Annotated in this window: 15 protein-coding genes and 1 pseudogene; 4 read left to right on the top strand and 12 right to left on the bottom strand. The window is 48.3% G+C overall.

Annotated elements, in window-relative coordinates:
* Positions 1 to 104: 104 nt before the first annotated feature.
* The 10 genes and pseudogenes from RSC70_RS19230 to tesA all read right to left on the bottom strand — a co-directional run bounded on the left by RSC70_RS19230 (position 105) and on the right by tesA (position 10,994).
* Positions 105 to 1,244: pseudogene (locus tag RSC70_RS19230) on the bottom strand (IS481 family transposase).
* Between the two features lie 124 nt (positions 1,245 to 1,368).
* Positions 1,369 to 2,802, bottom strand: a complete 1,434-nt coding sequence (locus RSC70_RS19225) for an amino acid permease (protein WP_025800564.1) — start codon at positions 2,800 to 2,802, stop codon at positions 1,369 to 1,371.
* Between the two features lie 101 nt (positions 2,803 to 2,903).
* Positions 2,904 to 4,439 carry a histidine ammonia-lyase gene (gene hutH / locus RSC70_RS19220; protein ID WP_234619164.1) on the bottom strand — a complete coding sequence of 512 codons (1,536 nt, stop codon included), beginning with the start codon at positions 4,437 to 4,439 and terminating at the stop codon, positions 2,904 to 2,906.
* Positions 4,439 to 6,127, bottom strand: a complete 1,689-nt coding sequence (gene hutU / locus RSC70_RS19215; protein WP_115103473.1) for a urocanate hydratase — start codon at positions 6,125 to 6,127, stop codon at positions 4,439 to 4,441. Before hutU ends, hutH begins: the two co-directional genes overlap by 1 nt.
* A gap of 342 nt (positions 6,128 to 6,469) precedes the next feature.
* Positions 6,470 to 6,925 carry a DUF5071 domain-containing protein gene (locus RSC70_RS19210; RefSeq protein WP_130997904.1) on the bottom strand — a complete coding sequence of 152 codons (456 nt, stop codon included), beginning with the start codon at positions 6,923 to 6,925 and terminating at the stop codon, positions 6,470 to 6,472.
* A 10-nt stretch (positions 6,926 to 6,935) separates the two neighbouring features.
* Positions 6,936 to 7,280, bottom strand: a complete 345-nt coding sequence (locus RSC70_RS19205; protein ID WP_040044490.1) for a hypothetical protein — start codon at positions 7,278 to 7,280, stop codon at positions 6,936 to 6,938.
* A gap of 71 nt (positions 7,281 to 7,351) precedes the next feature.
* Positions 7,352 to 8,278, bottom strand: a complete 927-nt coding sequence (locus RSC70_RS19200; RefSeq protein WP_332543213.1) for a hypothetical protein — start codon at positions 8,276 to 8,278, stop codon at positions 7,352 to 7,354.
* Positions 8,279 to 8,598: 320 nt separating this feature from the next.
* The gene (locus RSC70_RS19195) at positions 8,599 to 9,453 is read right to left on the bottom strand and encodes a co-chaperone YbbN (protein ID WP_332543211.1); all 855 of its coding nucleotides are present in this window, start codon (positions 9,451 to 9,453) and stop codon (positions 8,599 to 8,601) included.
* Positions 9,454 to 9,527: 74 nt separating this feature from the next.
* Positions 9,528 to 10,301, bottom strand: coding sequence for an SDR family oxidoreductase (locus tag RSC70_RS19190; protein WP_063585719.1), 774 nt, complete (start codon positions 10,299 to 10,301; stop codon positions 9,528 to 9,530).
* 54 nt (positions 10,302 to 10,355) lie between these two features.
* Entirely contained in the window at positions 10,356 to 10,994 is a 639-nt protein-coding gene (tesA, locus tag RSC70_RS19185) for a multifunctional acyl-CoA thioesterase I/protease I/lysophospholipase L1 (RefSeq protein ID WP_234619162.1), read from the bottom strand.
* On the opposite strand from tesA, the gene ybbA reads away from it, so the two are divergent.
* The 3 genes from ybbA to RSC70_RS19170 all read left to right on the top strand — a co-directional run bounded on the left by ybbA (position 10,965) and on the right by RSC70_RS19170 (position 15,712).
* A complete protein-coding gene (ybbA, locus tag RSC70_RS19180; protein WP_040044494.1) occupies positions 10,965 to 11,651 on the top strand; it encodes a putative ABC transporter ATP-binding protein YbbA in 687 nt (228 codons plus the stop codon). The genes tesA and ybbA overlap by 30 nt on opposite strands.
* A complete protein-coding gene (ybbP, locus tag RSC70_RS19175) occupies positions 11,648 to 14,053 on the top strand; it encodes a putative ABC transporter permease subunit YbbP (RefSeq protein ID WP_332543208.1) in 2,406 nt (801 codons plus the stop codon). Before ybbA ends, ybbP begins: the two co-directional genes overlap by 4 nt.
* Before the next feature lie 240 nt (positions 14,054 to 14,293).
* On the top strand, positions 14,294 to 15,712 hold the full coding sequence (locus RSC70_RS19170) for a GGDEF domain-containing protein (RefSeq protein ID WP_332543206.1): 1,419 nt from the start codon (positions 14,294 to 14,296) through the stop codon (positions 15,710 to 15,712).
* Positions 15,713 to 15,903: 191 nt separating this feature from the next.
* Here the strand turns inward: RSC70_RS19170 and purK are convergent, their stop codons facing one another.
* Together purK and purE are read right to left on the bottom strand one after the other, a co-directional pair.
* Positions 15,904 to 16,974: a 5-(carboxyamino)imidazole ribonucleotide synthase gene (gene purK / locus RSC70_RS19165; RefSeq protein WP_332543204.1), complete on the bottom strand. Its 1,071-nt coding sequence runs from the start codon at positions 16,972 to 16,974 to the stop codon at positions 15,904 to 15,906.
* Positions 16,971 to 17,495, bottom strand: a complete 525-nt coding sequence (purE, locus tag RSC70_RS19160; protein ID WP_332543202.1) for a 5-(carboxyamino)imidazole ribonucleotide mutase — start codon at positions 17,493 to 17,495, stop codon at positions 16,971 to 16,973. Before purE ends, purK begins: the two co-directional genes overlap by 4 nt.
* Positions 17,496 to 17,953: 458 nt before the next feature.
* On the opposite strand from purE, the gene RSC70_RS19155 reads away from it, so the two are divergent.
* Positions 17,954 to 19,336, top strand: coding sequence for a sensor domain-containing diguanylate cyclase (locus RSC70_RS19155; RefSeq protein ID WP_332543200.1), 1,383 nt, complete (start codon positions 17,954 to 17,956; stop codon positions 19,334 to 19,336).
* Positions 19,337 to 19,568 lie beyond the last annotated feature (232 nt).

The following is a 19,568-nucleotide window of genomic DNA, read 5'->3' as shown; positions in this document are numbered from 1 at the left end:
GGATCAGATATGTTGAGCAGAATCTCGATCAACTCCTCCCCCTGCGAAGGGTGTTCAGACCGGAGACATAGTAGACGGATGTTTGGAGACATGGTGTACACTTTTTAACATTGTTTACCCATCTGAATCGACCTCTTTTTGAGGTCGATTACCCCCACTTTATGGCTGTACCACCACACTTCATAAACACCGTCAGCACCACTTTCTTTTATCCCCAGTCTTTCTCGTATAAATCCCTTTCCTACCTTCAACTTTTCTCCATAAAAACTCATCCAACCGCTGCTATCCACTTTCCTCACGGCCACGCCATCGTCGTATTCTGCTGCCGCTGGATGGGCGATATAGCTTCGTGGCGACGGCTGATATCAGCTCGCTGGGACCGCCATTTTCAACGCTTCGTGTGGGCGCTCCAGATTATAAACATCACGCCAGCGGCTGAAGTGTTGTTGGACATCGGTACCGTTGCTAAAGGTTTTTCCTTGTAACAACTCAGCCTTCAAACTGCGGTGAAATCGTTCCAGCTTGCCCTGCGTCTGTGGATGATAAGGCCTTGAATGTCCAACCTTAATGCCTTGTCGCATCAGCCATAACTCCAAACCCGTCCATGTCCCCGTTCGGTCTCCCCATGGCGCACCATTATCCATCGTCATTCGCTCGGGCAGTCCGTAACGTTCAAATACACTAGCCAGTGCCTGCTGTACCGTCTCCCGACGTTCGTTATCGCAATGCTGAAGGCACAAAGAAAAACGAGAATGATCATCTAATAACGTCAGCGGATGGCTGCGCCCCTGAGCCAGAGGAAAATGGCCCTTAAAGTCCATCTGCCATAATTGGTTGGGGGCATCGTGTTCGAAACGGCCAACGGCGAGCGATGCAGCAGGCGCCGAACGGTGCCCCTGACGCAATAAAATAGCGTGTACCGTACTGGCAGCGGGCATCGAATGTCCATGCTGTTCAAGATAAGCCTTGAGCTTACGTGCGCCCCAATAGGGATGCCGCAACGCGAGCGCAAGTATCAGTGCTTGGCTCTCTTCAGCGGTTCGTCGAGGAGAAAAATGAGGGCGTGTAGAGCGGTTAACGATACCAGCAGCCCCTTCGGTCTGAAAGCGTCGTAACCATTTATAAGCAGTCGCGGGTGTGATGCCGTAATGACGGCACAGCGCGCGGATATTAGCCCCGTCTTGCGAGGCTAAAGCAACAAACTCGGCACGTAATGACATGGTAGATCTCGCATCCCACGGCATAGGTAACATCCTTCTTAAGATGTACGAATACCTTAGTTGTAAGTGTCTACCATGTCTCCGAACAAGTGTTCACCATGTCTCCGGTCTGAACAAAGGGGGAGGCTGGGAGGGGGGATTCGCTGAGCTACACATCCGCCTCAGTTTCAGCATTAAAATCATTCACAGATTGACCTTTCGGTTTTCTCACCCAAATCCACCATGCCAACGTCAGCAGCGCCATCCACACCACACCCACGGCGAGAGCAACTCGGCTGTCTTCAAAATAACCGAGCAAGGCAATAACGAAGGCCATGAAGATAATGGTTAACGCTGGCGCTAACGGCCAGAACGGTACTGGGAATTTCAGCGTAGCGACTTCTTCCTTGCTCATCTGGCGGCGCATAGCAACCTGAGAAAGCAGGATCATAAGCCATACCCACACGGTGGCAAAGGTAGCGATAGAGGCAATAATCAAGAAGACTTTTTCTGGAATCAGATAGTTCAACACCACGCCGGTGAGTAGAGCAATCGCCATCACCAGAACGGTCATCCACGGCACACCGCCTGCGGTTAATTTGGTAAAGCACTGAGGTGCTTGCCCATCTTTTGCCATGCCATACATCATGCGTCCAGCGCCAAAAATGTCGCTGTTGATGGCCGATATTGCTGCCGTGATAACCACCACGTTGAGGACGTGAGCGGCAGAACTGATACCCAGACTTTTAAAGATTTCAACGAATGGACTGCCATGCTGGCCAATGCTGTTCCACGGATAAATCGCCATTAATACCATCAACGTGAGGACATAAAACAGCAAGATTCGGACTGGAACCGTGTTGATGGCTTTAGGGATTACCTTGGCCGGATCGCGGGCTTCGCTCGCCGTCACGCCAATAATCTCTATCCCACCAAAGGCAAACATAACCACAGCCAGCGAAGCGATGACGCCGGTAATGCCGTTTGGCATAAATCCGCCGTGCTGCCACAGATTACTAAAACCCGTTGCCTGTTCATGCTGGCCGAAGCCAAACATCATAATGGCACCGCCGCCGACGATCATGGCGATAATCGCGACCACTTTAATCAGCGAGAGCCAAAATTCCATTTCGCCAAATACTTTAACGCTGCACAGGTTCAACGCACCGATAAAGCACACGATGCTGAGCACCCAAATCCATTGGGAAACATCGGGGAACCAGAGCCCCATATAGATGCCGAAGGCCGTGACGTCAGCCATGCCGACAATCACCATTTCAAAAGTATATGTCCAACCGGTGATGAAACCGGCTAGGGGGCCAAGATATCGGCTGGCATAGTGACCGAAAGAGCCGGATACCGGCTGGTGCACCGCCATTTCACCCAGCGCACGCATCACCATGAAAACAGCGAGCCCGCCCACTAAGTAGGCTAATAAAACCGCGGGGCCGGCCAGTTGTATCGCGCCCGCAGAACCGTAAAACAGACCGGTGCCGATGGCGGAGCCTAAAGCCAGAAAACGAATGTGGCGTGCGTTTAAACCACGTTTGAGGTGCGAAGTGTTGTGAGGTTGCAGGGGCGATGTTTCATTATTATTTTGCATGTTTTATCCCGTCATATTGGTCGGCAGGTACAGATTACCGACGCAGGGTATAGAATATATACCCTGCGTGCTCTTACTTTTTGCAGATAATGAGAGAGGACTTAGGCTTGGCTAGGCAGCAGCGCGTTAGGAATGAGCGCTTTGAGCTGGCCGGAACCTAATAGCTGGCTGGCGGCTTCAATGTCGGGGGCGAAGAAACGATCCTTGTCGTAATAAGCCACGCTTTCGCGTAACAGCTGACGTGCTTGTTCTAACCGTGGGCTGGTTTTTAAACCGTTGCGGAAATCTAACCCTTGGCAGGCAGAAAGCCATTCAATAGCCAGAATCCCACGTACGTTTTCTGCCATTTCCCAGAGTCGACGCCCCGCAGCCGGTGCCATCGAAACATGGTCTTCCTGATTAGCGGAAGTAGGTAAGCTATCAACGCTGGAAGGATGCGCGAGGGCTTTGTTTTCGCTGGCTAGCGCGGCAGCAGTGACTTGAGCGATCATGAAGCCAGAGTTAACGCCGCCGTTGTTCACCAAGAATGGCGGCAGCTGTGACATATGCTTATCCATCATCAGCGAAGTTCGGCGTTCAGACAGTGCGCCGATTTCAGCCAAAGCCAGCGCCAGATTATCTGCCGCCATTGCCACGGGTTCAGCGTGGAAGTTTCCGCCAGAAACCACGTCATTTTGTTCGGCGAAGACCAGCGGATTATCGGAAACCGCATTAGCCTCAATTTCTAGTACGGCAGCGGCCTGACGGATTTGTGTCAGACAAGCGCCCATCACCTGTGGCTGGCAGCGCAGGGAGTAGGGGTCTTGAACTTTTCCGCAGTTATGATGGGAATCAGAGACCTCACTGCGTTCACCGAGCAGATGGCGGTAGGCTGCGGCGCTGTCGATTTGGCCAATTTGTCCACGTACGTCGTGGATACGGGCGTCAAACGGGCTGCGTGAGCCCAGCACGGCTTCAACGGTTAAACCGCCGCACACCAATGCAGATGCATACATATCTTCTGCGTCGAAAAGGCCACGTAGCGCATATGCGGTCGAAACCTGTGTGCCATTAAGTAATGCTAACCCTTCTTTGGCTGCCAGTTGAATAGGTTTCAAACCGGCTTTCTCTAACGCCTGCGTGGCGGGTAGCCATTCATCTTGATAGCGTGCCTGACCTTCACCCAGCAGCACCAGACTCATGTGTGCCAGCGGGGCTAAATCCCCAGAAGCGCCGACTGAGCCTTTTACCGGAATATGTGGATACACTTCGGCATTCACCAAGGCAATCAAAGCATCCAGCACTTCTTCACGAATTCCCGAGAAGCCACGCGCTAGGCTATTGATTTTCATCACCATGATTAAGCGTACGATCGCGTCATCGTTAGCACTGCCTACACCCGCCGCATGTGAAAGTACGATGGAACGCTGAAGATTCTCTAAATCGCAGGTTTCAATACGTGTTGAAGCCAGCAGACCAAAACCGGTGTTGATGCCGTAGGCGGTACGACCTTCGGCCACAATACGTTCTACGCAGGCTACGCTTTGACGAATTGGCTCACGCGCGCTGCTGTGCAGCTGAATATGTACGGGGTGATGATAGATCTCACGCAGTTGGTTGAGGGTGATTTTTCCCGGCTGAAGCATTAATTCGAACATTATTTTTTCCCCTGAGCGGAGGTAATCATTGGCAGGTTTAATCCCTGCTCGTGTGCGCATTCAATGGCGATCTCATAGCCAGCATCCGCATGACGCATCACGCCGGTTGCGGGGTCGTTGTGCAGTACGCGGGCGATGCGTTCAGCGGCTTCGTCGGTGCCATCACACACGATAACCATGCCAGAGTGCTGAGAGAAGCCCATTCCCACGCCGCCGCCGTGATGCAGTGAAACCCATGTTGCTCCACTGGCGGTGTTTAATAATGCGTTCAGCAGTGGCCAGTCGGATACGGCGTCAGAACCATCTTGCATGGATTCTGTTTCGCGGTTTGGACTGGCAACCGAGCCTGAGTCCAAGTGGTCGCGACCTATCACGATAGGGGCGGAAAGCGCGCCGCTGCGTACCATTTCATTGAAAGCTAAACCTAACTTAGCGCGCTGGCCTAAGCCAACCCAGCAAATACGCGCTGGCAACCCTTGGAAGTGAATACGTTCACGCGCCATATCTAGCCAGTGATGCAGATGTTCATCGTCAGGAATAAGCTCTTTGACCATGGCATCGGTTTTGAAGATATCTTCAGGATCGCCTGACAATGCCGCCCAACGGAACGGACCTACGCCACGGCAGAACAGTGGGCGAATATAAGCAGGGACAAAACCGGGGAAATCGAAAGCGTTAGTCACGCCCATCTCTTTGGCCATCTGGCGGATGTTGTTGCCGTAGTCAAAGGTAGGAATGCCCATCTTTTGGAAAGCCAGCATGGCTTCAACGTGCTCAGCCATGGACTCTTTAGCGGCATTCACCACGAATGCAGGCTCGGACTGCGCTCGCTCGCGATACGATTCCCATGTCCAGCCTTTCGGTAAATAGCCATTGAGTGGGTCGTGCGCGCTGGTTTGGTCAGTCACCATGTCTGGGCGTACGCCGCGACGGACTAATTCAGGCAGAATTTCTGCCGCATTGCCGCACAGGGCAATAGATATGGCTTTACCCGCATCGGTATAATGTTTGATGCGTGCTAGTGCGTCATCCAGATCGGTCGCCTGTTCGTCGACGTAGCCCGTTTTCAGACGAAAATCGATACGACTTTGCTGGCATTCGATGTTCAATGAGGTCAGCCCAGCCATGGTTGCGGCTAACGGCTGAGCGCCACCCATGCCGCCTAAGCCTGCGGTCAGAACCCAACGACCAGTAAGATCGCCGTTGTAATGCTGGCGGCCTGCTTCCACAAACGTTTCATAAGTACCCTGAACGATGCCTTGGCTACCGATGTAAATCCAGCTGCCAGCGGTCATTTGGCCGTACATCGCCAAGCCTTTGGCATCGAGCTCATTGAAGTGTTCCCACGTTGCCCAGTGTGGTACCAGATTGGAGTTAGCAATCAATACGCGCGGTGCATTGCTGTGGGTTTTGAATACGCCAACGGGTTTGCCAGATTGCACTAGCAGGGTTTCGTCATCGTTTAATTTTTTTAGTGTTTCAACGATTTTATCGTAGCACTCCCAGTTGCGTGCTGCGCGCCCTATGCCGCCATAAACCACTAATTCATGAGGGTTTTCTGCCACTTCAGGATCAAGATTATTCATCAGCATGCGCAATGGCGCTTCGGTCTGCCAGCTCTTGGCATTGAGTTGAGTACCACGCGGGGCGCGGATGTCGATTTCACGCAGTCGGTTTGGAAGAGTCACTTTTATTTTCCTTTCGCGTTATCAGTTCAGATATCAGGATTTACTAGTTAACTAGTGTTTAACAAAAGCCGTTATTGATTAACATATACTTGTATAGACAAGTATATGCAAATAGATTTTATACGCGTGATTTAAAGGAATAAGGACGTGGAGAAGAAAAGTATTTATAGATAAAACAACGAATTAATTTCTTAATTGTGAAGGATTTTAGGCGATAGTGACAGGGCCGGTTGTATAAGAATTGGGAAGGGGATCACAGGTGGGGAAGTGAATCAATGAAAAGACAATAGAGAAAGGCGACGAAAAACACACCGAATTTCGCCACCTCTATATCAGGTGGAACTAAGGGCGTTGCGTTTGGAGTTTATGCAAAATCGCGTCAATAGCTGAATTGACGCTAATATCATCCTCGTCGACGCTCGCCGCCGTTTTGAGTTTCAAATGCTGTAGCTCAGGGGCGATGGCTTTGGCCAGTTGAAGGTCGGCTGTATCGACTAATTCACTGACGACCCAATATTTCCAAATCGAGTCTTGAGTTTTTAGCACATCAAGTACTGGCTGTTTTAGCGGGGCACCAATTTTGGCTAAAAACGGTGTTAACACCTGCGCTACCGGCCAGTTAAGATCCTGTAGCCAGTAGATGAGCACCGGCAGAATAGGGGCAACACCGGGATAGCCGTAGTCCACCGCTTTTTTGGCTGTTTCTACGTCCGTTTTATCCTGTGGGATAAGTGCATAGAGTTCAGAAGAAATCGTTGTGAAATCAAATGAACCACACATTTTTTTAATGAGATCCATAAATCTTCCCCTAGTTAACTTGGCCTGTACGTGCCGTGTTGACGTCCGTAGTGTAGGGCCCGATAAGAGGATTCGTCCATGTATTATCGGCGAGCAGAGCCTCTCGAGTTGCGGCCCAATCTAGCAAATCCTGTCCTACATTGGGATTTGGCAAAATTGAATAATGCTGCGGGTTTCCTGGAGTAGGCGTATTAATAATTTGGGTCACTTGAGTTAAGGCTGAGTCAATAACCTGTGCCCTTACTGCTGGAGCCGCATTTGCCATGGAGAGCCCCGCACCGGGCCCTACGGTATCGGCAATACGTGGCGTAAAATTAGCAGGGGTTCTATTCCCAAGCCGGTAATAATTAGGCATGACGATATTCCTATAATATTTAATTGCTGTGGGTGTTTATTTAATATGGAGGTGATTTATTCAGGGTTTAATTATATTTTTGCTAGAATAGCCTCTCTGTGTTTTATTGCTTTTAATAAAAATTTATTACCGGAGTAAAGTATCTTGTACAGAATGTCATGGGCAATGAATGCTTTGGCCAATTGTGTTCCTCTTTCTTTTTTCGGATCGAGTTCTCGTATTTTCTTTAATACATCTTCCATGACTTTTTCAAATTTTGCAGACATTACCGACCACTGTTCATAGGTGATTTTATCCTCAAAGAACTGTTGGTCATTTTTATCTGAGGCAAATTTTGTCACGTTTAACGTGTTTTGGTACTGATCGATAAGCGCGATTTTTGCCTGCAGTTCAAACTCTTCAACGGAAAATCTCACAATATAAGCAAACTGATAGGTTGCGATTTTCTCGTTATTAAAGAAAGAGGAACGCTGGAAAGTTTGGGTTCCGACGGAGCCGAAAATTCGTAGCCCACCACCAATAGGGTCTGACTTAGTACCGTGCTTCACGGTAATGGAGGTGGCATTGCCGAACGAGCCAACGATACCGGCCAGTAGGTTAAAGCAGTTAGTCGCAATTAATAATCGCTTATCCTTGTTCATGTCGTACTTTTTATTAATATCCTGTGCTTTATCTCCTGCATCAGTTCCTGCTGGCAGATTTTCTACTTTTCCATCGACGGTGCCAATAACCGCCGCGGATATTTTATTAATAATGGCAGATACAGATGCGAGCGACCATTCTTGCACGGATTGGTAATCAAACTGTTTTCCCGTAATATAAAGATCGCTAGACCAAGGTTTTTCATGTTCTTTTTTATAGAAATTTTCCGCTTCTTTTTCTAACGTTGCGTAGGTATTTCCGAGTTTGTTAGTTAATTCGTTGGCTATTTCATCTAAATATTCACGGCTTTTTTTATCTTTCTTTTCCATTTCTTCAATACTTGGACTTTTACCCATGATTTATCCTCTCTTGTTATATCAGAGACAAACATCTTTTAATGAAAATAGAGTTGGTGATAGCTGGGGAGAACGATGTTTATCATCGGCCTTAAACTATCACTAAAAATGATAGATTAAGGTTGTCTATTATCAAGCGAGGGTAATCATATTTTTTCTTAGATGAGGCTAATATATTGATTTCGATCAATCTTTATTTTTTGAGGCGCTTTTTAGGAATGAGTAGAAGCTATTCAAAAAATTTTATATATCAGATTTTATTATGAAATGCCGCTGATTTAATATCGGCGGCATTAGGATCGAGAATGAATAGCGATTGATTAATACAACAATGAATACAGTTGTTTCCGATACTTAGACGCCAATGCATCGCCATTCCCCAATGCGGCAAGAATGTCCATCAGGGTTTTACGCGCAGCGCCGTCGGCGGCGGTCAGATCTTTGCGTAGATGAACCATCAGCAGTTCAAGGGCCTCTTCGTTACGTCCAACCTGATGCAGCTGTAAAGCCAGTTGAGCGGCAATGACCGCATTTTCAGGCTCAGCTTCTACCTGTTTTTGCAGCAGCTGAATTTCAGGTGTATCGGCGGCTTGTTTCAGTAATTCGATTTGCGCTACGAGGCCTTGATAACGAGAGTCCTGATCCTGCATTGGGATGGTCGCCAACACGGCTTCTGCTTCATCGCTGCGGTTGAGCGCGATCTGCACTTCGGCCAGCATTAGAGCGATGTCGCTGCGTTTAGAATCCAGCGCGCGCGCTTCTTTCAGCAACGGTAAGGCTTCGGCCATTTTGCCTTCGGCAATGAATTCAGCTGCCTGTGCGGCTTTCAGCTCTTCTTCTTTTGGTAAGAAGCGACCTAACAATTCGCGAATGAACTCTTCAGACTGTGGCCCTTGGAAGCCATCCACAGGCTGGCTATCTTTAAAGAGATAAACCGTTGGGATGGCACGCAGGCCAAACTGTGAGGCCACCATTTGCTCTGCGTCGCAGTCTACTTTAGCCAGCACGAACTGGCCTGCGTATTCTGACGCGAGTTTGTCGAGAATCGGGTTGAGCTGTAGGCAATGCTGGCTGCGTTCAGACCAGAAGTAGAACAGCACCGGAATAGACGCAGACTGCTCTAGCATCTGATGTAGGTTGGCTTCGGTAACGTTGATCACGGAATTATTTAGCATTCTTTTGTTCTCTCAGACGCTTAAACATATAAAAACGATATGGGGCTTATCTGGCCGTTTGCAATGCCAAGCCGTTAATTACCACTCAGAACCTTGTCGAGTAACCTTCCTGGCAAAATACGGCGCAGCACGGTTAGCGCGTGTGCGACCAGCGTGACCGGATAACGAAGCTTTGGTCTTTTGCTTTCTAAGGCATGATGTAGCTTAGGCAGAATGGCATCAGGTGTGAGCGTAAAGCGCGCCGCAATACCCGGGTTGGTCACCGGTTTATCTTTCTCCATTTGATGCACATTGCTAGTGAAACGGGTGTCTATCGGACCCGGTTCAATGAGCGAAACATGGATACCGCTGCCGCGCAGCTCCATACGCAATGCATCAGACCAGCCTTCAAGCGCAAATTTGCTCGCAGCATAAGCACCACGCCCAGGCGTGGCGACGAGTCCCATCACTGAACTGGTTTGAATAATTCGGCCTTCACCGTGTGGCAGCATAATGGGTAATAAAAGCTGGGTGAGCTGGTGGGTGCCAAAAAGGTTAGTGGCAAACTGCCGTTCCAATTCGGCTCGGCTGATGGTGTTAAGCGGGCCGTAGAGGCCAAAACCGCCATTATTAAACAGCGCATAAAGGCGCCCCTCAGTGATACGAATCACTTCGGCTGCGGCACGTTCCACGCTTTCGCTGTCGTCCAAATCCAGCTCAATACCTTCCATGCCCAGATCGCGCATCACCTCAACGTCTTGCGGCTTGCGACACGCGGCTAACACGCGGTATCCCCGATTGCGGAGATCCTGTGCTGCGGTAAGTCCAATTCCGCTGGAGCAGCCGGTGATAAGGATGGCTTTTTGCATAACTTTACCTATGTAAACCTGTTGGCACGGCGTTAAAGATGTTTAATTAAAACATTACTGATGGGGATTCGTCAGCAACGGGTGGAGCTGTTTGCTCATCCATTGTGCAATAAACGGCTGTGCTTCGCCGTTTGGGTGCAATCCGTCCTGCTGCATCCACTCGGGTTTTAGCGCTACCTGTTCCATATAGAATGGAATAAGCGGTATTTGATGTTGTTTTGCGAGTTTAGGATAAATGGCCGCAAAGGCTTCGGTGTAGCGACGGCCATAGTTAGGCGGTAGTTGAATTTGCATCAGTAGTGGCTGCGCTTTCGCCTGTTGTACCTGAGTAATAATTTTTCCTAAGGCAGTTTCGATATCGGTAGGAGCAAAGCCTCTTAGCCCATCGTTAGCGCCGAGTTCAATCAATACCCAGCGCGGCTGATGTTGTTTCAACAACGCGGGGAGTCGGGCAAGGCCTTGATCGGCGGTATCGCCGCTAATGCTACCATTCACCACGGAAACCGGTGGTGTTGTTTTTTGCCATTGCTGCGCAAGACGCGTGGCCCATGAATCGGCAATCGGTAACCGATAGCCTGCGCTAAGGCTGTCGCCTAATATTAATAATGTATCAGCGGCCATTGCCCGCCCACATAACAGGCTGAATAGAAGAAGGAAAGGGATATGCCAACGGAAAATGTTCTTGAAGTTCATCATTTAGCCAAAGAGGTCGGTCAAGGTGATAGTCAGCTTTCCATCCTTACCGGAGTTGAACTGGTTGTCAAACCTGCGCAGACATTAGCGTTGATTGGCGAGTCTGGCTCGGGTAAATCAACGCTGCTGGGGATTTTAGCCGGTTTAGATGATGGAACGCGTGGGGAGGTTTCCCTTTTAGGCCAGCGTTTAGATCAAATGGACGAAGAACAACGGGCGGCGCTGCGTGCACGTGACGTTGGCTTTGTGTTTCAGTCTTTCATGCTAGTGCCTACGCTAACAGCACTGGAGAACGTTCAACTGCCGGCGTTGCTGCGTGGTGATAGCGATCGTCAAAGCCGTCAACAGGCGGTGCAGCTATTAGAGCAGCTCGGGCTGGGCAAGCGTTTGAACCATCTACCGGCGCAGCTTTCAGGGGGAGAACAGCAGCGTGTGGCGTTGGCGCGTGCGTTCAGTGGGCGTCCCAAGGTTCTATTTGCCGATGAGCCAACCGGTAATCTCGATCGTCACACCGGCGATCGCATCGCCGATCTTCTGTTTTCCTTGAATACTGATTTTGATACCACGTTGATTTTGGTGACTCACGATCCTCAGTTGGCAGCAAGATGCCAGCGTCGTATGCGCTTGGTTGAAGGCGTATTGCAGGAGGAAGCATGATTCTGCGTTGGTTTTGGCGCGAGTGGAAATCGCCTTCGTTATTGATTGTTTGGATGGCTTTAACGTTGGCAGTGGCCTGCGTTTTGGCACTGGGAAGTATCAGTGATCGAATGGAGCGCGGGCTGAGTCAACAAAGCCGTGATTTTCTGGCTGGTGATAAAGTTCTGCGTAGCGCACATCCGGCCGATGAACAGTGGCTGACGCAGGCTCAGCACGATGGGTTGAGCGTGAGTCGCCAGCTTTCGTTTACTACCATGACGTTTGCTGGAGATAGACCGCAGCTGGCAGATGTAAAAGCAACGGATACGCTTTATCCGCTGTATGGCGAGTTAATTACGCAGCCTGCCGGATTACGTCCTGAGCCGGGCGAAGTGCTGGTCGCCTCACGTTTGCTCTCGCTGTTGAATTTAAAAGTGGGGGATAGCTTAGATGTCGGGGACGCGACGCTAAAAGTGGCTGGCGTGGTGGTGCAGGAACCTGATAACGGGTTTAACCCATTTCAAACCGCGCCAAGAATTCTCATCAACCTTGCTGATGTCGATAAAACGGGCGCAGTGCAGCCGGGCAGTCGTCTGAGCTATCGCTATATGTTTGCAGGCCCCGCTGATGCTATCGAACGGTTTACGCAGTATTTGACGCCACAGTTGAAGCCTGACCAAAAGCTGTTTGGGCTGGAGGAATCGGGCGGGACACTGGGTAAATCATTGCAGCGCTCGCAGCAATTTTTGCTGTTATCCGCGTTACTCACGCTTTTACTGGCGGTGGCGGCGGTCACCGTTGCGATGAACCATTACTGCCGAAGCCGCTATGAACTGGTGGCGATCTTAAAAACGCTGGGGGCTGGGCGTAAAACGCTGCTGCGTTTAATTGCAGGACAATGGTTGGCCTTGCTGCTGGTATCTGGTGTTGCGGGAAGCGCGCTAGGGCTCTTGTTTGAAGCGCTATTGATCCGCTTGCTGGCACCGGTATTACCGGCCGCACTTCCCGCTGCGGGAGGCTGGCCTTGGGTTTGGGCGCTAGGGGGCATGGTTCTGATTTCGCTGGTGGTTGGGTTAAGGCCTTATCGCCAACTGATAGCCACTCAACCGCTGCGCGTGCTACGTAGCGATGCGTTTCGCGTGGTGTGGCCGCTGCGTTATTACCTTCCGATCACGGCACTGATTTTAGTCGCGGGGTTGATATCGCTAGTTGGGCTGAGCACGCTGCTGTGGTCACTGCTGTTGGGCATGGTGGCACTGGCGTTTCTGCTTAGCGTGGTGGGCTGGGGAGGGTTAGTTGTTCTGCGCAGGCTCACGCTTAAGAATTTGGCGTTACGTTTAGCGGTTAACCGCTTATTGCGCCAACCTGCGGCGACAATCAGCCAGTTGGCGGCGTTCTCACTGTCGTTCATGCTATTGGCTTTGCTGCTCGTGTTGCGTGGTGATTTGCTCGATCGTTGGCAGCAGCAATTGCCGCCGGACAGCCCGAACTATTTTCTGATGAATATGACGGAGCAGCAGGTTCCACTGGTAAAAAATTTCCTTGAGCAACATCAGGTTGAGGCGCGTACGTTTTATCCCGTGGTGCGCGTGCGTTTAACTGAAATTAACGGGCATGAGGCGACAAAGTTAATTGCTGAAGATGCGCCGGGTGGAGAAGCAGTTAACCGTGAGCTGAATCTAACGTGGCAAGATAAGTTACCTGAGCACAATCCGTTAACGGCGGGGTATTGGCCACCGAAGGCCGGTGAGGTTTCCATCGAACAGGGAATTGCCGAACGCCTTGGCTTGGGGATTGGTGATAAAGTGACGTTTAGCGGTGATACGCAAAGCTTTAGCGCCAAAATCACCAGCCTGCGTAAAGTAGATTGGGAAAGCCTGCGACCAAACTTCTACTTCATTTTCCCTCCGCATGCGTTAGACGGACAGCCGCAAACGTGGCTAACTAGCTTCCGTTATGTGGGTAACGAACAACTACTGACTCAGCTTAATCGGCAATTTCCAACGCTGAGCCTGCTTGATATTGGCGCAATATTGCAACAGGCGAGTCAGGTTTTACAGCAGGTAAGCCGCGCTTTAGAAGTGATGGTGATTCTGGTGATTATCTGCGGTGTATTGCTACTCATGGCGCAGGTGCAAGTGGGCATGCAGCAGCGTCGGCAGGAGTTAAGGGTTTATCGCACACTCGGTGCTGGGATGTGTTTATTACGCCGTACATTGTGGAGCGAGTTTGCTTTATTAGGATTGGTGTCCGGTATTGCGGCTGCGGCTGGTGCAGAAGTGGCATTGTGGTTGCTGCAACGACAGGTGTTTGACTTCCCGTGGCAGCCAAATTACTTAATGTGGGTATTAGTTCCTATTAGCGGTGCGCTGCTGCTTTCATTGTGCGGTGGTTTCTTAGGCGCTCGTTTGCTTAAACGATAATCGATATGAGCGCGCCGTTGTTGGCGTGCTCATTGATATATTATTCAATGTATTTCTTTGTTAATACCCGCTCCGCTGATTAATTGCTATATAAATCCCGAGGTATTTACTCGTTTATTCGGTAAAACCATATGTTTTTGGTGCAAATAATTGCATGCGATGCAGTTCATAAGTAATATCAGGTTATGATATTTTTATGGGATATATGGATTTTTGTTAATATTTAAAAGGAATTTAAATATGAAAAAAACAGAAGTTAGTGGTGGGGATATTAAAGTAAATAAGTTTGTAATTTTCTCAATTGTATTATTGATTGTGCTTTTTGTTTTATTTCGTATGTTTGGCTATATCAGACTTCCTGCATTAGAGGCATTATTTCCTGTTTCCACATCGGTAACGCTTGTTTTGAATGTTTTACTAGCGCTATTTATGCTGATGAAATTTAGCGTCGATAGAAAGCATCTTTATTTGGTTGTACTGGCATTCGCATATGGTATTTCTTCTCTTTACCTTATGAGTAAACTGCTTAGTTATCCTGGGGTTATTTTTACCGAGGGAGGGATTGGCACTAATGCTAACGATCTGGCTATCTATTTTATCTTCCGTAGCGCAAGCATGGCGATATTTTTTCTTTTATCTTTAGTGGTTTACCGCTTATGGAATAACCGATTTATTAATATGATTTCGGTTATGGTTCTGTGCACATGTTTGACGATTATTCTGTTGGCTACCGCCTATTTTGTTTCCAGCCATAGCTTGGTTTTAAGTCTGCCGATTGTTGATGAAGGAAGCCTTTCTTATCAGCAGTTTTGGAGTTCATCGGTCGGGCTATATTTGGTCTTACTCTGGGGTGGAACAACCTGTGCGGTGATGTGGTTTGCTGGCGTGAAAAATAATTTTTGGGCTAGCCTAAGTCTTAGCTGTATTGCCTTTTTAGGTAGCACTATGCTGCTTAGCGGCAGCGAATATTTGACGTCTCTGGCATGGTATGGCGCTCATCTTTTTGAAGTGCTTGCAACGTTTGTTGTTATGCTGGCTTTCTTATTTGATATTTTTAAGCTTTATCAAAAAGCGCGTATTGATTATAAGATTTCCTATAATAATTCTATCCGTGATCCGATGACGCGTTTATATAATCGCAGTTATTACTATGACTCTTTAGTTAATCGTATGAAGAGCGCATCAAAAAATGCCCCGATTACGCTGCTGGTGGCAGACATTGACCATTTCAAACGGATTAACGATATTTACGGACATATAATCGGTGATCGCGTCATTCAATATGTGGCAAAAACTTTGCAGGATTCGATACGTAAGACAGATATTGCGGCGCGTATTGGGGGAGAGGAGTTTTCGGTGATGCTAGATGGTGTTAATCGGAATGATGCATTAGAGATCGCAGAGAAAATACGGGTCAAAATTTGCCATCATCAGGACTCCCCTTACGGACAGGATGTTCCCGAAAAAATCACTATCAGTATTGGTATTTATACCGTGGTGGGAAATGAGCTTACTGCTGAACAATGCGTTGCGCGCGCTGACGAGGCCATGTATCAAGCCAAGCAAGAAGGGCGCGATCGTGTGGTTATCTATTCGGCGCGTACCGCAGAAATAATGGGGCGTGAAAATTCAGCGCCATTGAGGCCATTATATACTTAGTTTATCTTTGTGAAGTAAAAACGGAGCCTTTGGGCTAATGTTGTTCACTTAAGCATGATTTTAGGGGAAGTACACCGATGGGGTCGTAGCAGCTTTAGCTGCCGGAGCGCCCCGCGGTGTGCTAGCCCCGTGTATCTCGATCTCTTAAACGATCTGCATTAGCCTTTGGGCTCCGTTTTTGATAGCTAAAATCAGGCGAGAAGTTTTTGCTGCGCCCAATGCAGCCCGCTGTGATATTCCGCCGGTAGCCGAGGCGTAAGATCATTTAACGCAGTGGCGAGAAGTGAAGCGTTAACGTCATTCAAATTGAGATGGCCGACCTTGCGTCCTGGACGTACTTCTTTATCGTACCAATGAAGATGTACTAATGGTTGCGCCATCCACTCGTAGTTCAGCTCGGTGCCAATCAAATTAACCATAACTGACGATGAACTGACTACTGGTGTTGGGAGTGGCAAATCCAGAATAGCGCGTAGGTGCAATTCAAATTGGCTTATCGATGCGCCATTCTGCGTCCAGTGCCCGCTGTTATGGACGCGCGGCGCAAGTTCGTTAATCAGTAAACCGTCACCCACCACGAAGCACTCCATCGCCATCACGCCGACGTAACCAAGTTCATTCATGATAGCGCTGAGCATCTGCTCTGCCTGCTGCTGGAGCTGGGTATTTGGCTGAGGAAGGGCGACGCTAGTTCGCAGAATGCCATCTTCATGCAGGTTGTGTGTCAAAGGATAAAACACACAATGGCCATCATGGGCACGTGCACCTACTAATGACACTTCGCCTGAAAAGTTGATGCCTTGCTCAACGATACATTCACCGTAAACATCTTCGGGTAATTCAGCTTCATCACCGGGGCGAATTCTCCATTGACCACGACCATCGTAGCCACCGGTGCGGCGCTTCACTATCGCGAATTGACCGATATTGGCAAATACTTCCGGCCATTCGCGTGCTGAGGCTAATAGCTGCCACGGTGCGGTGGCTAAGTTCAGCTCATCCAGCAGCTGCTTTTGAGTTAAACGATCGGCTAGACGTGGAAAAATATCGCGGTTAACAAAACCATTGTGGCGAGCTAACTCTCGGGTCAGCGGGGTTTCTGGCCAGCGTTCAATTTCGGCCGTTATAACACCTTGCTGCCAAGGAACGGCTTCGGGATCAACGTCGAGTCCGACAGGAAAAACGGTGATCCCCAGCGGTTCACCCGCCTGACGTAGCATGCGGCCAAGTTGGCCATTACCTAAAACACAAACAGGCTTCATGCTTCCTCCCGTGGATCGGGATGCGCCAGCACTTCATCTGTTTGCGCCTGACGCCATGCGGTCATGCGACGCGCGAGCATCGGGTCATGTAGTGCTAAAATTTGTGCAGCCAATAATCCTGCGTTTGCAGCGCCGGCTTTGCCAATAGCCAACGTGCCAACAGGAATACCGCGAGGCATTTGCACGATGGAATAGAGGCTGTCTATGCCGCTAAGCGCTGCGCTTTGTACGGGCACGCCGAGCACAGGAACTAATGTTTTGGCCGCCAGCATGCCAGGCAGGTGAGCTGCACCACCGGCACCGGCGATAATAACGTCAAAGCCCCGTTCGCTGGCCTGTTCGGCAAAGCTGAAGAGTTTGTCAGGAGTTCGGTGAGCAGAAACCACTTCGACATGGAACTTAACATCAAGCTGGGTCAAAACTTCGGCGGCAAACTGCATGGTGGCCCAATCGCTTTTGGAACCCATCACGATGGCAATTTTTGCCTCGGATGGGTTAGCCGGAACAACATTGGCTGACATTGATGGCAAGCTCCTGTTTAACGAACTGACTTTGGTAACTCAGCATCGCTGAGCGAGTAAAGAGGCGCGAAGTATATCACGTGTTTATAGTGACGAAAACGGTTGCGTGGCTCTGAAGGTATGGGGGCTAAGAGGGCTACTTGGGTGTTTTTTGCTTAGATAGTTCGTTATTGGCTGTTAAATATAGAGAGTTATCAATTATAGATTAATTAATCGAATAGAATTTTTCTTAAAATAAATAATTACAGCTGTTTAATTGAATGGTAAGTATATTGAAATTCGATCATTTATTGGGGTAATTATAATTTTGATGTATTGTTATTATATATAAATTGTAATAACTCAATTTTCGCTACTTGAATGCTTGCGCAGATAATGATATTTTCTACGCGACTAAATTAATTAAATCGAAAGAACTCATTCCTTATTGAAATGGGAAAGGGAACAGGATGTTCGCTATGTTAGAAAAAGAAAAATCAACGTTTCTGGCAAAAGGTCATTTTTTAAGTTTGGTTTCATTTCTATTACTATTTTGTCTATTTGCTTTTTTTATCCGTTTTGGTGCTCATCGGGTGGATGTTCTACGCTCTTTTTTTCCTGCATCTACCGCGATTGTCTTTGTTTTACATATGTTTTTAACAATAATTATATTGATTCGCTTTCATTTTAAAAACACACACTTACATTTAATTGCCGTTGCTAGTGCCTATGGATTATCTAGTCTTTTTCTGGCGAATAGTTTATTTATGTATCCCGGCGTATTTATCTCTGAATATAATATTAATGAAAGTGCAAACTCTCTTGCTGTAGACTTTGTTATTCGCAGTTTTTCAATGGGTATTTTGTTTTTACTCTCTGTGTTTTTTTATGTAAAGCGCAAAGAAAAGTATTCAAACAAAAGCGTTGTAGTTATCAGTTGTTCTATTGTGATATTTTTAGCCATTGGTTTTGCCATTGTGATTATAAGTAAAAACGATATATTCCGGTTGCCAATAATTGAGACGGATGATCTTAACTACCGTCGCCTGTGGAGCTCGCATATTGGTAATGCCTTGATAATTATTTGGGTAATAACGACATTCACGGTTGTTTTCTTTACTAAGTTGGTTAATGGATTCTGGGTTAGTCTTAGCCTCAGTTGCTTAGCGTTTCTTGGCAGTATCTTGTTGATGTGGCGCAGTGAATACGTATCCTCGCTGGCATGGTATGGGTCTCATTTGTTTGAGGTACTGGCTACGCTGTTTGTTGTCCTCGCGTTTATTTATGACATCTACAAGCTTTATCAAAAAGGGTTGGAGGATTACCTCGAATCCTATGAGAATTCTATCCGCGACTCTCTAACCCATCTGTACGATCGGCGTTACTTTAACAAAACGCTGGCTAGCCGGATTAAAGGGGCCTCTGAGGCATCACCAGTTTCACTTTTTTTTATTGATATTGACCACTTTAAAAGTATCAACGATGGCTATGGTCATCCCGTTGGCGACAAAGTGATTCGTCGTGTTGCTGATACGATGGTGGCATCGGTGCGTAAAACGGATGTGGTTGCGCGCTATGGTGGTGAAGAATTTGCTATTATTCTTAAAGGGTTAAATTCAAAATCAGCGTCAAAAATTGCTGAGAATATCCGCAATCGTGTGTCAGAAGAGGTCCACGTACATGAGGGGCCGGAAAAAGTTACCGTTAGCGTCGGCGTGTACACCATAACCGATCATCACCTCAGCGTAGATGAGAGCATATCTCTAGCCGATTCAGCTATGTACCAAGCTAAAAAAAGCGGGCGAGATCGTGTGGTGGTTTACTCTCATTCTGCTTCTGAGTTTGAGCACACAACAGCTTAACCTTCTATTTAGCATCAGGCATCCCACGTTTTCTCACCCGTTGATGGGGGCATTCCTTCTCTCGTTTGATATAAGACTGATTTATACTGTATGGACTGGTAATATATCGCCAGATTGCTCAGGGCTAAAAATGCCTAGGGCGCAGGGTATTTGGGCGGTATGCACCGTTGTTAGCTTTATCAGTTCACACTTCATCAGAGTAAAAAGAAAACATGTCTGTCAAAATTTTGGC

It is taken from the genome of Hafnia sp. (genome assembly GCF_036648275.1).
In the GTDB taxonomy this organism is placed as follows: domain Bacteria; phylum Pseudomonadota; class Gammaproteobacteria; order Enterobacterales; family Enterobacteriaceae; genus Hafnia; species Hafnia alvei.
This window is presented reverse-complemented; position numbering and strand designations above follow the sequence as displayed.